Genomic DNA, 13,912 nt, shown 5'->3' on the forward strand with positions numbered 1-13,912 from the left:
TCCGCTGCGGGGGCAAAGTTGGGTTTCTCAGGTTCCTATACAGGTTTAATCAATCATTTCTGCGTTCAAGACTATATATTCGGGATCCAGATAGCGTAATATATGCCCTGAAAAATAACCAGTACAATGGTATCGTGAACCAATGTTTTCCTCTGATATCTGATAGGAAAAATTCATTAAAATCTATCTCAGGAAGTTCCGCAGATCAGAAAACCAGCACCTCAAAACTTTCCATGCCAGTGATCCGAAGGGATTGTTGATTCAAAAAATTCATTTCAAAATTCTCCCTCAGACAATTGCTTGAATACATCCAATACGTGTCTACAGGTATTTCCATTTCAGGAGGCTCCTCTTCCCTATTGACACAGGAATGAAATGTGAGAATAATCCCCATTAACAGCATCCACTTGCTAAAAATAACAGTGATTACCTCCATTCTGATCATTTTAATTAAAATCCAACTTCGTATAAAATATATTTAAATATATAGTTTAAAATTTCGTTTTCCTAATTCTCTCGTCTTCTTATTTTAAGACGAAAAAAGCCTGCAAAACGCTACACGAATAAGAATGCCAGGGACCAGTCAATATAAAGTATTTATTTAATTTTTTTTTGAGTGGAATGCTGTAGGAAAGATTTCAAATCAACTGGTAAACTGTATATTCTTACATTTTAACGAGAACCTAATAGATCTTCAGGATCTTTTGCAGGGTATTGATGGAAAATAGCGCTTAAGGTTCTACATTTGTTTTCAAATAAGTTCTTTTTTATTTCTTTTCAACCGGAACAGGTTTTACTTAAGGTGAATTAATAGGGAATCGTGTGCAAATCACGAACTGTCGCGCAACTGTAAGTAACGCCAAAGGTTTTTACCCGAGAATATCCACTGTCCCGCATTCAGCGGGCTGGGAAGGATGGTAAAAATGTTACAAGTCAGGAGACCTGCCTGTTCCGCCCTGTTTACCGTCAGACAGGATTGACAATGCTTTCGCGATTTGAAGCAGGGTGTCATGTTAGGTGCAATATTAAGAAAGACAACTATTTCTGATCAGGATTGGTGTGTCCATACTTTTGCATTTAAATTTCTCCACCTACTTCGATTTTTCAAGGCATTGTGAAATAAAGCAAAGGGCTTTTAACTCCATTTCAACAATTTAAAAGTTAAAAGAACATGCAAACGCACAACCTTGGCTACCCGCGAATTGGTGCCAAAAGAGAACTCAAAAAAGCCTGCGAAAAGTATTGGTCAGGCCAAATCACACAGGAAGAACTGGTCCGGACCGGCTGGAACATTCGCATCGAAAACTGGAGAATACAACAAGAAGCAGGGTTAGATCTGATTCCGTCCAATGATTTCTCCTTTTATGATCAGGTACTCGACATGTCCCTGGCAGTAGGTGCTATTCCCGAAAGGTACCATCAGGTCATTTTAAACAAATCCAACACCGACCTGGACCTGTATTTTGCCATGGCCAGGGGATATCAAAAAGAAGGATTGGACCTTACAGCCATGGAGATGACCAAGTGGTTTGACAGCAATTACCACTATATTGTCCCTGAGTTCACCAAAAACCAACAATTCCGCCTATTTTCACCCAAGATCACCAATGAGTTTTTGGTGGCACAAAAAGATGATATCACGACAAAACCTGTGATATTAGGTCCCGTTTCCTATCTCTTATTGGGTAAGGAGAAAGAATCCGGATTTGACCGGCTTGACCTGATTTCACAGCTATTGCCCGTATATCTGGAAATTCTGACCGAACTGGATGCCGCAGGGGCAGAATGGATCCAATTTGACGAGCCATTTCTTTCCATGGATTTAAGTCCAAAGGCCAGGGAAGTATATTCATGGGTGTATGCCAAAATCAGAAAGGAGTTTCCTCTCCTTAAAATATTGATTGCGACTTATTTCGGTGGGTTGCGAGAGAATCTCCCCCTGGCCTTGTCTTTGCCCGTTTGTGCCCTTCACCTCGATCTGGTACGCTGCCCGGAGCAGTTAGACGAGGCTTTAGATCATTTGCCAGCAGGCCTGACCCTTTCCCTGGGTCTTGTAGACGGCAGAAATATCTGGAAAAATGATTTTCAGAAGTCGCTGAAAATCATTCAACACGCAAATTATAAAATAGGAGACAACCGCATCATGATCGCTCCTTCCTGCTCCCTTTTGCATGTGCCACATGACCTGGAGGAAGAAAAAAATGAGCAACAACTTATCCCGGAAATTAAATCCTGGTTGGCTTTTGCAAAGCAAAAAATAGACGAAGTTGCCATTTTGAAGCAAATTTCTGAAAATCCAGATACGAACCAGCAAGCCCTGCTTGAAAACCAAAGAGTAATTCGCAGCAGGAAAACTTCCAGTCTGGTTGAAAATCAGCAGGTAGAGGCCAATGCCCTTAAAAATGCCAAGGCTTCCGGGCGCATTCCGTATGCATCCAGGAAAACGTTACAACAGGCCTCTTTAAATCTACCCCTATTGCCCACCACCACAATAGGATCGTTCCCTCAGACCCGGGAGGTCCGGAATTGGCGGTCCAAACTAAAAAAAGGAGAAATTGGGGAGAGAGAATACCAGGAGTTGGTAAAACAGGCAATTGACTCTGCCATAAAAAAGCAGGAAGAAATTGGATTGGACCTGCTGGTGCATGGGGAATTTGAGAGAAATGATATGGTAGAATATTTTGGTGAACAACTGAACGGGTTTGCCTTTACGCAAAACGGATGGGTACAAAGTTATGGCAGCCGCTGTGTAAAGCCACCCATTATTTACGGTGATGTAGACCGGCCGGCTCCTATGACCGTGTTCTGGTCTGGTTATGCGCAGTCACTGACCAGAAAATGGGTAAAAGGGATGCTTACCGGGCCGGTCACCATCCTGCAATGGTCATTCGTACGGGATGATCAGCCCCGGGAAGAGACCTGCCGGCAGATTGCCGAGGCCATCAGAGAGGAAGTGATGGACCTGGAAAAAGCCGGCATCAAAGCAATCCAAATTGATGAACCTGCCATCCGGGAAGGATTGCCCCTTAAAAAAGCAGACTGGAAAACCTATTTGGACTGGGCTGTACAGGCTTTCCGGATCGCTTCTTCCGGAGTAAGAGATGATACACAGATCCATACCCACATGTGTTACTCCGAATTTAACGACATCATGGAAAGTATCGCAGCCATGGATGCAGATGTGATTACCATTGAATGTTCCCGTTCCCAGATGGAACTATTGGATGCCTTCGCAGATTTCAACTACCCCAATGAAATCGGGCCTGGCGTCTATGATATACACTCTCCCAGGGTCCCTTCAAAAAAAGAAATGATATACCTGATCGAAAAGGCCCAAAAAGTAATTCCCACTTCAGGGCTTTGGGTCAATCCCGACTGCGGTTTGAAAACCAGAAATTGGCCGGAAACCGAAGCTGCACTCAGGCTTATGGTGGAAGCAGCCGGAGAAATGCGGCTAAAAGCTGGCAAAGAGACTAGCGCTGGATAGAAGGACGATACTCCATTGTGTTGGAACTGCAGCACAATTTGTACTACGGGCAAGCTTGACATCACAATACAGGCTTGCCCTTTTCATGACCGTAAACAATAAGGATAGGTGACTGATTATCAATAGTTATTGTCAAACTATCTGGAAGCCGGCGAATTAAATTATTGCTTGGGAAAATATAGGAAACTGTACCGGGAAATTTTATTATAATATAAAGAGGTATTTTTATCTTTTTATATTAATAGGTACATTTGCATCTCCGGAACGGATACTAATCCATTCTGGTAAACGAAAAATATATGTTAAAGCCCTAAAGCAATCATTAAATGATCAGCAAAAAACAACAACAAGTAATTACCGCGACAGCTCCCGTACTGAAAGAACATGGTCTGGTACTAACCACCCACTTTTACAAAAGGATGTTTCAGCACCATCCCGAGTTGAAAAACATGTTCAATATGGGAAACCAAAAGAACGGAAAACAGCAGCAGGCCCTGGCCTTGGCCTTGTTGGCTTATGCCGAACATATTTCCAGACCAGAGGCACTCCTTCCGGATTTACACCGTATCGGCCACAAGCACGTTAGCCTGGATATCCGTCCGGAACATTATCCCATTGTGGGCAATCACCTACTGGCCGCGATTAAGGAAGTTTTGGGAGATAGTGCTACTGCCGATATTATCGACGCCTGGGAAGCAGCCTATTACCAGTTAGCGGAGCTAATGATAGGTTTAGAAGCTGACATGTACCAGAAACTGACCAACGAACCAGGGGGCTGGACCGGTTGGCGGCCTTTTCAAGTGACCAAAAAAGTGGAGGAGTCATCAGAAATCACCTCCTTTTACCTCTACCCATCGGATAAAGGAAAAGTTCTGCCCCACCTTCCGGGTCAATTCATAAGTTTAAAGGTCTTTCTGCCCGACCCGGGTCTTAACCAGTCCAGGCAATACAGCATTTCAAGTATCCCAGACGAAAATTATTACAGAATTTCGGTGAAAAGGGAACAGGGGCCCCAACCCAACACGAATGGAATGATCAGCAACAGGCTGCACGATTTTGTAGATGTAGGGGATATCGTTGAACTTACCGCCCCATCCGGCAATTTTACTTTGAACGAGGAAAGCAAAACCCCGCTGGTCCTGATCAGTGGAGGGGTTGGCGTAACACCATTGATCAGCATGTTGCAAACTGCCATTGAAAAAGACCATGAACAAGCCATTACCTGGATTCATGGGTGCAGGAGTCAGGAAGTTCATGCCTTTAAAAATAAAATCCTCGAAATAAATGCAGAAAAGCCTAACATGGAGCAATATATCTTTTTTGATCAGGTAACAGCAAAGGATCGAAAAAATGGCATTTTGCAAGGCCCGGTAGCATTGGACAGCCTCCCCGGTTATAAAATACCCTCAAACGCACGATGCTACATTTGTGGTCCTGCAGGATTCATTGAGAAGCAATACCAGGATTTGAAGGCTATCGGTATCCATGAAAACGCCATCTTTTTTGAAGAATTTGGTCCACAACAACTTTCATTGAACTAAAGAAAAATCACAAAAAATAATAAAGGACTATTTTGTCCTTTATTATTTTTGTTCTACCTTTGCTTCACAATAAGACAAAAACGGGTAAACCTGAAACAGTATTAAAGGAGTACCAGGTCTGATTATCGTTTATAATTCTTAACCTATAATCAATATGGAAACTACAAAACAAGAAACAATTGGCGCTTTGGTGGCAAAGGATTATCGCCTGGCCACGGTGTTCGAATCTTTTGGCATTGATTTTTGCTGCAAAGGAAACAGATCTATAGAAGAAGCCTGCGAAAAGCAAAAAATCAACAGCCAGACGGTTTGGGCTGCTGTAAATAAAATGCTGAATTCCTCCACGGAAGGCATACATGATTTCAACTTTTGGCCACTGGACCTGCTGGCGGATTACATTGAAAAAAAACACCACCGCTATGTGGAAGACCGAATCCCCCTCTTACAGCAATACCTGGACAAACTGTGTAAAGTCCATGGACAGGCCCACCCGGAACTATTTGAAATCACCGAACTTTTCAACCAAAGTGCTGGTGAGTTGACGGCCCACATGAAAAAGGAAGAATTTATTTTGTTTCCCTATGTCCGGAAAATGGCAAAGGATCAGGAAATTCAGACATCTGAACAGGCCAAACCTCACTTTGGCACGGTAAAGAACCCCATCCGGATGATGATGGATGAGCACGAAAATGAAGGTGACCGCTTTGAAAAAATGGCTGCCCTTAGCAGTGATTTCTCCCCTCCTGGCGATGCCTGCAGTACCTATCGGGTCACCTATGCCCTACTGGATGAATTTAAAACCGATTTGCACCAGCACATCCACCTGGAAAACAACATCCTTTTTCCCAAAGCCATTGAAATGGAAGAGAAAGGTCTGGCGTCCGGGAAAAATATTCCTGTTTCCTGATAATAAAAAATCCAGAACAAAATGCGGTGAATGAAAGATAGCGTAGATAGGGGGCATATTATACTCCCTATTTGATAATGTTCATACGCTATAAATTACCATACTTGTACATTTTAAAGTAAAATGTTACCTTGGTAAGGTATAATGTAAATCCTAATCGAATGAAAAAGTTCTGGATTTTATTATCATTTTCAAATTTTTTAATTGCTGCTCTCTTTGGTCTTATTCTCCGGGCCGCCTTTGTCTGGGAGATAGATTGGATGGAATACAGAAACCTCCTGCATGCACACTCTCATGTGGCCATGCTGGGTTGGGTGTATATGGGCATTTACGCCTTATTTTATAGCCGCTTTCTTCCGGAGCCAAAACGCAAGAGCTATTCAAGCCTGTTTTGGCTTACCCAAATCACGGTAATAGGTATGATGCTCAGCTTTCCCCTACAAGGGTATGCGGCTGTATCCATTTCCTTTTCTTCCCTGCATATTCTGGCAAGTTATGTTTTCTGTTTCCGGATCTGGAAAGATCAGCAGATCAGTCATCCGGCAGTTAAAAAGATGTTGGGTGCCTCATTGGTATTTTTAATCCTATCCACTTTAGGGGTATGGGTATTGGGACCGCTGGCCGTTTCGGGAGGGAGGAATACCGCCTTGTACCAGATAGCCATTCAGTTTTACCTGCATTTCCAATTCCATGGCTGGTTTACCTTTGCCATATTGGCTTTACTTCTTGATACCATGTTGCGCAGGAATTGGAAGATAAAGGAACATCTATTCGCCCGGTTCTTTACTGTTTTTGTTGTGGCTACCTTTCTGACTTTTGGTCTGGTTTTGTATTGGGCCTACGGCAATACTTCCTTCTGGTGGCTCAATAACCTGGGCTTGCTGCTTCAGCTCATCGGTTTGGGGCTTTTCCTTCAAATGGGCTGGGAAGGCCTACGGAATCAGCTTAATAGCAGAGAAAACCTGGCCTTTCGGTTTGGCTTTTTATCCTGGATCATAAAAATCGGAATTCAAACACTGGTTATTTTTCCGGAAGCCGCCGCTTCTGCCACTACCATCCGTCCCTTGATGATGGGTTTCATACACCTCACCGTATTGGGTATTGTGTCTGCCTTTATGATTTATTTCTTTTCAACATTGGGGTATTTCAGAACAAAATCAAATCCATTTATGCTGGCCTTGACCCTCTTTGTTTCAGGCTTTGTATTTACGGAAATCCTACTGTTCACCCAGGGCTTATTTTACTGGTGGCATTTGGGTCAATTGCCCTTTTACCACGAATCATTATTTGCCTTATCCACCTTGTTACCGCTGGCCATTTTGTTATTTATCCTTCATATCAATACTAAAAAAACACCGATGAATAAGATCAAAGAGGCAAAAAAATATCTTCAACCAAATACAACAACTTATGAAAAATCTGACCCTAATCAAAATGCTAACCATCGCCCTTCTTTTTTGTTCCTGTGGATCAGGAAATAACGAGCGAAACACTTTATCCGCACCTGAAAATTCGGAGTCCGAGGTTCCACAATCCATTGCTGAAGGAAAAGGCATTGGCGAAATAGAAGAAGTAAATCTTGAAGAGGAACTGGATGAAGACATGGTAAAAATGGGCAAATCGATATATGACATGAAATGCTCTGCCTGCCACAAGCTGACAGACCAGCGGGTGGTGGGACCCGGATTTCAGGGAGTCACCAACCGCAGAAAGCCTGAATGGATCATGAACATGATTACTAACGTGGATGTCATGCTGGAAGAGGACCCTGAAGCCAGGGCCATGCTGGAAGAATGCCTCACCAGAATGCCCAATCAAAATGTGTCTATAGGCGATGCCAGGAATATTCTGGAATTTTTCCGAAAGAATGATATGGAAAAAACCGGAAATAAAGACCAGGCCAATTCATAAATAAACCCAAAAACCAGATAACAATGATACTTAACAAAAATGCACTTTTACTCCTAATGCCAGTTCTCCTGACCGGCATGATATCCTGTAACAACAGGGATTCCAGCCAGCTCATTCATGGCGACGCAGCCCAAAAGGCTTATGTTCCACCTGGCGAGTACGATGAGTTTTATGCCTTTTTATCAGGAGGCTACAGTGGGCAAATTACCGTTTACGGATTGCCCTCAGGAAGGCTGTTTAAAGAAATCCCTGTTTTCTCCCAATATCCTGAAAATGGATATGGCTATAGTGAAGAAACCAAAAACTTGTTCAATACTTCCTATGGCTTTGTCCCATGGGATGATTCCCACCATATCGAACTTTCTCAGCAAAACGGAGAGTTTGATGGCAGGTGGCTGTTTGTTAATGGGAACAATACGCCCAGGATTGCCCGGGTGGACCTCACCACTTTCGAAACCGTAGAAATACTGGAAATTCCTGATGTAGCAGGGCTACATTGTTCCCCCTTTATCACTGAAAATTCGGAATACCTGGTGTCGGGTACCAGGTTCAGCGTTCCCATTCCCCAGGAAGATGTTCCCATTGATACCTACAAGGAGAATTTCAAGGGCCTGATCAATTATGTATCATTGGACCAGGAGCATGGTCATATGGATCTGGCCTTTCAGATTGAGATGCCCGGATTCAATTATGACCTGGCCAGAAACGGCAAAGCGGTATCTCACGGCTGGAGCTTTCTGACCACCTACAATTCCGAGCAGGCCCATTCCCTGCTGGAAGTAAATGCCTCCCAAATGGACAAAGACCTGATGGCCATTGTAAACTGGAAAAAGGCAGAAGAATACCTGGCAGCCGGTAAGTTTACTGAAAGAGAAACCTCCTATTACCACAATCTGATGAACGAAGGATCCGGTATTGTCAATTCTGAGGAAAGGACCACTACAAAAATCCTTGACCCTAAGGAATGCCCGGACATGGTCTATTTTATCCCTGTACCCAAGTCACCACACGGATGTGATATAGATCCTACCGGGGAATATATTGTCGGAAACGGAAAGCTCTCTGCTGACATGTCTGTCTATTCCTTCAGCCAGATCATGCAAGCCATAGAGGAGGAAAATTTTGATGGTGAATTTGACGGCATTCCCATCATCAATTATGAAGCAGGACTCCATGGCATCGTTAAGAAACCAGGGCTAGGCCCACTTCATACGGAATTTGATGGTAGAGGTAATGCCTATACCACATTCTTCATCTCATCCGAAGTGGTAAAATGGGATGTAGAATCCAAGGAAATCCTGGACCGCCAATCCACCTTTTATTCTCCAGGACACCTGGTAATCCCCGGTGGGGAAACCCGAAACCCCGATGGCAAATACCTGGTGGCCATGAATAAAATTACCAAAGACCGTTTTCTACCTACGGGCCCGGAAATGATGCACTCTGCACAGCTTTTTGACATCAGTGGGGAAAAGATGGAGCTTATTCTCGATTTTCCCACCAAGGCAGAGCCTCACTATGCCCAGGCCATAGCTGCAGAGAAGCTCATGGCAAATTCCAAAAAATTCTATCCCATTGAAGACAACACCCATCCTTATGCCACCATGGGAGAAGGTAATTCCAAGGTGGAACGTGAAGGTGATGAAGTACACGTTTACATGACCGCCATGAGAAGTCACCTGGCCCCAGACAATATAGAAGGGATCAAGGTGGGGGACAAGGTGTTTTTTCACCTCACCAATTTAGAGCAGGACTGGGATGTACCCCATGGTTTTGCCATGCAGGGAGCTACCAATGCCGAGCTTTTGGTTATGCCGGGACAAACCAGGACCTTATTGTGGGAACCCAAAAAACCGGGTGTTTTTGCTTTCTACTGTACCGACTTCTGCTCCGCCCTGCACCAGGAAATGTCCGGATACGCCAGGGTCTCTGCCCAGGGCTCCGATGTTCCACTCAAATGGGGACTTAATGAAGAATTAAGTGACAACCGCGAGGCGGCGAATACCTTCTATGAGCAAGCCAAAGCCAGGGCATCACAGTAATTTTCAGGCTGCTGCCGGTCCAACAGGCTGGCAGCAGCATTTTCTTAATCCTGGCTTCAGGTCAGGAAAACAGGTCTTGTATGAAAAAATTACCCACTCCCAAAATCTTAATGCTTCTGGCGGTAGCCAGTTTGGCAGCACTGTTTTTTTTCCCCTTATGGCAAATACGTTTGGATGCAGCTCAATTCCCGGGAGGATTACAACTGCACATCTGGATCAATAAAGTTTCCGGAACAGACAAAAATATCATCCAGAACATCAATATACTGAACCACTATATAGGGATGCAGGCCATTCATCCGGATTCCATTCCCGAACTAAAATACTTCCCCCTGATCAATTACCTCATGATCGCCTTGGGCCTGGTCTTTGCCTGGATTAATAAAAGTATGGGATTCTTAACCTGGACCATAGTCCTGGTACTATTGGGGATTTTGGGCCTTTATGATTTTTACCTGTGGCTCTATGATTATGGTCATAACCTGGATCCCAAAGCGCCCATTAAAGTAGAAGGCATGACCTATATGCCTCCTTTATTGGGGAAAAAAGATTTGCTAAACTTTAAGGTACAATCCTATCCCCACTGGGGAGGCCTTTTCCTGGGCATGGCGACAGTTTTCGGAGGACTGGCATTTATCAAAAAAAATAGAAAATAAAAAAAGAGGCAACACCAGGACAAATGAACAATACCAATAAGACTTTCAGGAAATTAATTCCCAATCTCTTTTTGCTCCTAACTTTGTGGCTGATGGCTTGCAGCACGGACCCTGAACCCATTGCATTTGGGGAAGACCATTGCAGCTATTGCAAAATGAAAATAGCAGACCCCAGATTCGGGGGAGAATTGGTCAGTTCAAAAGGGAAAGTATATAAATTTGATGCCATGGAGTGCCTGCTACCCTATTTGAACGAAAGCAAGGAGGATGAATTTGCCCACATTTTAGGCATCGCCTATGATGATCCGGGCAAGTTAATCGCCGTAGAAAATCTGAATTTTGCCATTTCTGAAAATTACCCAAGCCCCATGGGAGCCCATCTGGCAGGGTTTCGGGACCAACCCACTGATGGGAGTAAATCCCTGAACTGGCAGGCCCTCCAGGATCAACTGTCCGAATTCAAACCCTCAAACTTTCGGGAATGATGAAAACATTTTTTTGCCATCTGATTGTATTGATCCTTTTTTACTCAACAGGGCTTAAGGCCGATGCCTATCATGTAAAGAAAGGAACACCCTTAAATTCCATCAAAAAAGCTGTGGAAAAGGCCAATGAAATGGACACCCTTTTCATACATGGGGGCACTTACCTGGAAAACCAGATCCTGATCAGCAAAGCCCTGAGCCTCATCGGTGTCAACAGGCCCGTTATTGACAGCCAGGGCGGCGATGAAATCTTCATTGTTCAGGCTGATAAAGTACTCATCCAGGGATTAAGGCTTCAAAATATTGGTGTGAGCCACCTGAAAGACCGGGCTGCCATCCGTATCGTGGAAGCCAGGGAAGTCATTATCGATGACAATATCCTGATCAATGCCTTTTTTGGCATTTATTTACAAAATTCTTCCCAGTGCATCGTCCAAAACAATACGATTAAAGGAAATGCCCACGATGAGATGAATGCCGGCAATGCCATCCATATCTGGAAAGGCAGCCAAATGGAAGTAATCAACAATCACCTGAGCCATCACCGGGACGGGATTTATTTTGAGTTTGTCGATCAAAGCCTGATCCGGGGCAATACCAGCCAGGACAATATGCGCTATGGGCTCCATTTCATGTTCTCCAACTATGATACCTATGAAGAAAACAGCTTCCAAAGGAACGGCGCAGGGGTGGCCGTGATGTTCAGCAAGCACATCAAAATGGTAAAAAACACCTTTGAGGAAAATTGGGGTGGGTCTTCCTATGGCATACTTCTGAAAGAAATCAGCGATGGCTTTATGTCTCAAAATACATTCAAAAGCAATACCGTTGGTGTTTATGCTGAAGGAGCCAGCAGGATCAAAATTGAAAACAACAATTTCATCGACAATGGAAAAGCCATGGACATCAAGGGAAACTGTATCGATAATCAAATCCTTTCCAATAATTTTATTGGCAATACCTTTGAAGTATTGACCAATTCCAGGTCCAATCTGAATCATTTCGAAGGCAATTACTGGGCACAATATAAAGGACATGACCTGGACAAGGATGGTATAGGTGATTTTGCCCATCGCCCGGTCAACCTCTTTGCCCTGATCACCGATAAAATACCGGCTGCCAATATGCTCCTGCACAGTTTTCTGGTTGATGCACTGGACATGGCCGAACGCATGTTTCCGGAAATAATTCCCGAGCACCTTTCTGATGAGCAGCCCCGCATAAAGCCAATCAGCTATGATTAAAATAGATCATGTCTACAAAAAATTTGGCCGGCATCAGGTCTTAAAAGACATTTGTCTGCAGTTTGAAGAAAATCAGGCCATCGCCTTAATTGGCCCGAATGGTTCAGGAAAATCCACGCTGATCAAGATCCTCTTGGGAATGGTGCTCCCCCAGGAGGGACATGTTGCCTTTGATGGCAGCCCCATAAAAGGACAAAGCCTTTATCGGCGGCAGATAGGCTACATGCCCCAAATGAGCCGTTTCCCTAGCAATATGACGGTCAGTCAGTTGTTTAACATGGTCAAAAGTCTGCGAAAAGATGAAATAAAGAGAGACCTGGACCTGTATCATGCTTTCGAAATAGATCAAATGGGGTCCAAAAAATTGGAAATACTGTCCGGAGGAATGAAGCAAAAAGTAAGTGCTGCACTTGCCTTCCTTTTTGATCCAAAGGTCTTGATATTGGATGAGCCTACGGCGGGCCTGGACCCGATTGCCAATGAAATCCTAAAAGAAAAATTACAAAAAACTTTGGGAAAAGACCGCCTGATTTTGATCAGTTCACATATTTTAAATGATTTGGATGATATCACCACTCATGTCAGCTATTTGATGGAAGGAGAAGTAAAATTCTTTAAGCCTTTGGAGCAGCTTAGGGCCGAGACAGCAGAAAACCGGCTGAACCGGATCATTGCCCAGGTATTAAAACAAGAAAACAGCCATGTTTAAAATTGCGAAATTTATTATTTCAGATCTGATCAAAAACTGGATCATTTTGCTTTATACGGTTTTTCTGCTGCTGGCTACCATGGGCTTTTTTTTATTGCAGGGACAGGGAGACAAAGCCATTCTGGGAGTTTTAAACCTGACACTGCTGCTGGTGCCCATGATCACGGTAATTTTTTCTACCATTTATTATTACAATATGTATGAATTCATGGTCCTTTTGATCGCACAGCCTCTAAAGCGAGGCAGTATCATAGGAAGCATTTATTTAGGTCTGCTTGTTTCCTTCGGCCTGGCGATAGTAACAGGTTTGGGATTGCCTTTATGGCTGATGCATCCTCACTGGGTATCCCTGGTATTATCAGGGGTTGCCCTGCTGCTGACCGGGATATTCATTGGCCTCGCCCTTCTTGTAGCCGTTTGGGTGAGGGACAAGGCCAGAGGTATGGGTTTTGCCTTGTTCCTCTGGGTCTATTTTGTGTTGATTTTCGATGGCCTGGTACTTTTGATGATGTACAATTTTAGTGATTATCCCATAGAAAAAGTGGTGCTTTACATTACTTTTCTCAATCCTGTGGACCTGGGCAGGATCACGGTGCTCATGCAGACCGAAGCCGCAGCACTGATGGGTTACAGCGGGGCTATTTTCCGGCAATTTTTCAGCGAATGGTGGGGACTTATCGCAAGCCTGCTCATCATGCTGGCATGGGCACTTCTTCCGGTAGCTTTTTCCTTTCGGATGTTTCGGCACAAGGACCTATGAAGTGAAAAACTTCCTCTCTCTGAAAATCAATGGTTTTGAGGTTTTGAGGTTTTTGGTTAATCTTTTAAAAACAACCTACATAAGTAAAAGTACTGTCAATCTCAGAAAAACAAAAGAGGCTGTCCGAAAAGTCGGGCAGCCTCTAATTTAGTTGTTTTTTTTCTCCAAAA

The 13,912-nt window shown here is 43.8% G+C and carries 12 protein-coding genes and 1 riboswitch; of the genes, 11 read left to right on the forward strand and 1 reads right to left on the reverse strand.

Annotated elements, in window-relative coordinates; genetic code table 11:
* Window positions 1-205: 205 nt before the first annotated feature.
* The gene (locus tag HUJ21_RS20895) at window positions 206-436 is read right to left on the reverse strand and encodes a hypothetical protein (RefSeq protein WP_291372559.1); all 231 of its coding nucleotides are present in this window, start codon (window positions 434-436) and stop codon (window positions 206-208) included.
* Window positions 437-771: 335 nt separating this feature from the next.
* Window positions 772-965, forward strand: a riboswitch (cobalamin riboswitch).
* Window positions 966-1,171: 206 nt separating this feature from the next.
* Here HUJ21_RS20895 and metE point away from each other — a divergent pair.
* From metE to HUJ21_RS20950, 11 genes are all read left to right on the forward strand, one after another.
* The gene (gene metE, locus HUJ21_RS20900; protein WP_291372561.1) at window positions 1,172-3,487 is read left to right on the forward strand and encodes a 5-methyltetrahydropteroyltriglutamate--homocysteine S-methyltransferase; all 2,316 of its coding nucleotides are present in this window, start codon (window positions 1,172-1,174) and stop codon (window positions 3,485-3,487) included.
* A gap of 326 nt (window positions 3,488-3,813) precedes the next feature.
* Window positions 3,814-5,028, forward strand: coding sequence for an NO-inducible flavohemoprotein (gene hmpA / locus HUJ21_RS20905; protein ID WP_291372563.1), 1,215 nt, complete (start codon window positions 3,814-3,816; stop codon window positions 5,026-5,028).
* 154 nt (window positions 5,029-5,182) lie between these two features.
* Entirely contained in the window at window positions 5,183-5,935 is a 753-nt protein-coding gene (gene ric, locus HUJ21_RS20910) for an iron-sulfur cluster repair di-iron protein (RefSeq protein WP_291372564.1), read from the forward strand.
* Between the two features lie 161 nt (window positions 5,936-6,096).
* Entirely contained in the window at window positions 6,097-7,416 is a 1,320-nt protein-coding gene (locus tag HUJ21_RS20915; RefSeq protein ID WP_291372565.1) for a hypothetical protein, read from the forward strand.
* Window positions 7,346-7,846: a cytochrome c gene (locus tag HUJ21_RS20920; protein ID WP_291372567.1), complete on the forward strand. Its 501-nt coding sequence runs from the start codon at window positions 7,346-7,348 to the stop codon at window positions 7,844-7,846. The genes HUJ21_RS20915 and HUJ21_RS20920 overlap by 71 nt, the downstream gene beginning before the upstream one ends.
* Window positions 7,847-7,902: 56 nt before the next feature.
* Complete coding sequence (gene nosZ / locus HUJ21_RS20925) at window positions 7,903-9,888, forward strand: Sec-dependent nitrous-oxide reductase (protein WP_291372579.1); 1,986 nt, start codon at window positions 7,903-7,905, stop codon at window positions 9,886-9,888.
* An 80-nt stretch (window positions 9,889-9,968) separates the two neighbouring features.
* Entirely contained in the window at window positions 9,969-10,544 is a 576-nt protein-coding gene (locus HUJ21_RS20930; protein ID WP_291372569.1) for a hypothetical protein, read from the forward strand.
* Between the two features lie 23 nt (window positions 10,545-10,567).
* A complete protein-coding gene (locus tag HUJ21_RS20935) occupies window positions 10,568-11,029 on the forward strand; it encodes a hypothetical protein (protein WP_291372571.1) in 462 nt (153 codons plus the stop codon).
* The gene (nosD, locus tag HUJ21_RS20940) at window positions 11,026-12,273 is read left to right on the forward strand and encodes a nitrous oxide reductase family maturation protein NosD (RefSeq protein WP_291372573.1); all 1,248 of its coding nucleotides are present in this window, start codon (window positions 11,026-11,028) and stop codon (window positions 12,271-12,273) included. Before HUJ21_RS20935 ends, nosD begins: the two co-directional genes overlap by 4 nt.
* Window positions 12,266-12,982, forward strand: coding sequence for an ABC transporter ATP-binding protein (locus HUJ21_RS20945; RefSeq protein WP_291372574.1), 717 nt, complete (start codon window positions 12,266-12,268; stop codon window positions 12,980-12,982). The genes nosD and HUJ21_RS20945 overlap by 8 nt, the downstream gene beginning before the upstream one ends.
* On the forward strand, window positions 12,975-13,742 hold the full coding sequence (locus tag HUJ21_RS20950) for an ABC transporter permease subunit (RefSeq protein WP_291372576.1): 768 nt from the start codon (window positions 12,975-12,977) through the stop codon (window positions 13,740-13,742). Before HUJ21_RS20945 ends, HUJ21_RS20950 begins: the two co-directional genes overlap by 8 nt.
* Window positions 13,743-13,912: the final 170 nt, after the last annotated feature.

The organism is Cyclobacterium sp., from assembly GCF_014762705.1.
Taxonomy (GTDB): domain Bacteria; phylum Bacteroidota; class Bacteroidia; order Cytophagales; family Cyclobacteriaceae; genus Cyclobacterium.

Coding starts and splice junctions, on each gene's coding strand:
- HUJ21_RS20930 (WP_291372569.1), top strand. CDS start 9,969: ATGAAAAAATTACCCACTCCCAAAATCTTAATGCTTCTGGCGGTAGCC.
- hmpA (WP_291372563.1), top strand. CDS start 3,814: ATGATCAGCAAAAAACAACAACAAGTAATTACCGCGACAGCTCCCGTA.
- ric (WP_291372564.1), top strand. CDS start 5,183: ATGGAAACTACAAAACAAGAAACAATTGGCGCTTTGGTGGCAAAGGAT.
- HUJ21_RS20950 (WP_291372576.1), top strand. CDS start 12,975: ATGTTTAAAATTGCGAAATTTATTATTTCAGATCTGATCAAAAACTGG.
- nosZ (WP_291372579.1), top strand. CDS start 7,903: ATGCCAGTTCTCCTGACCGGCATGATATCCTGTAACAACAGGGATTCC.
- nosD (WP_291372573.1), top strand. CDS start 11,026: ATGATGAAAACATTTTTTTGCCATCTGATTGTATTGATCCTTTTTTAC.
- HUJ21_RS20895 (WP_291372559.1), bottom strand. CDS start 436: ATGGAGGTAATCACTGTTATTTTTAGCAAGTGGATGCTGTTAATGGGG.
- HUJ21_RS20915 (WP_291372565.1), top strand. CDS start 6,097: ATGAAAAAGTTCTGGATTTTATTATCATTTTCAAATTTTTTAATTGCT.
- HUJ21_RS20935 (WP_291372571.1), top strand. CDS start 10,568: ATGAACAATACCAATAAGACTTTCAGGAAATTAATTCCCAATCTCTTT.
- metE (WP_291372561.1), top strand. CDS start 1,172: ATGCAAACGCACAACCTTGGCTACCCGCGAATTGGTGCCAAAAGAGAA.
- HUJ21_RS20945 (WP_291372574.1), top strand. CDS start 12,266: ATGATTAAAATAGATCATGTCTACAAAAAATTTGGCCGGCATCAGGTC.
- HUJ21_RS20920 (WP_291372567.1), top strand. CDS start 7,346: ATGAAAAATCTGACCCTAATCAAAATGCTAACCATCGCCCTTCTTTTT.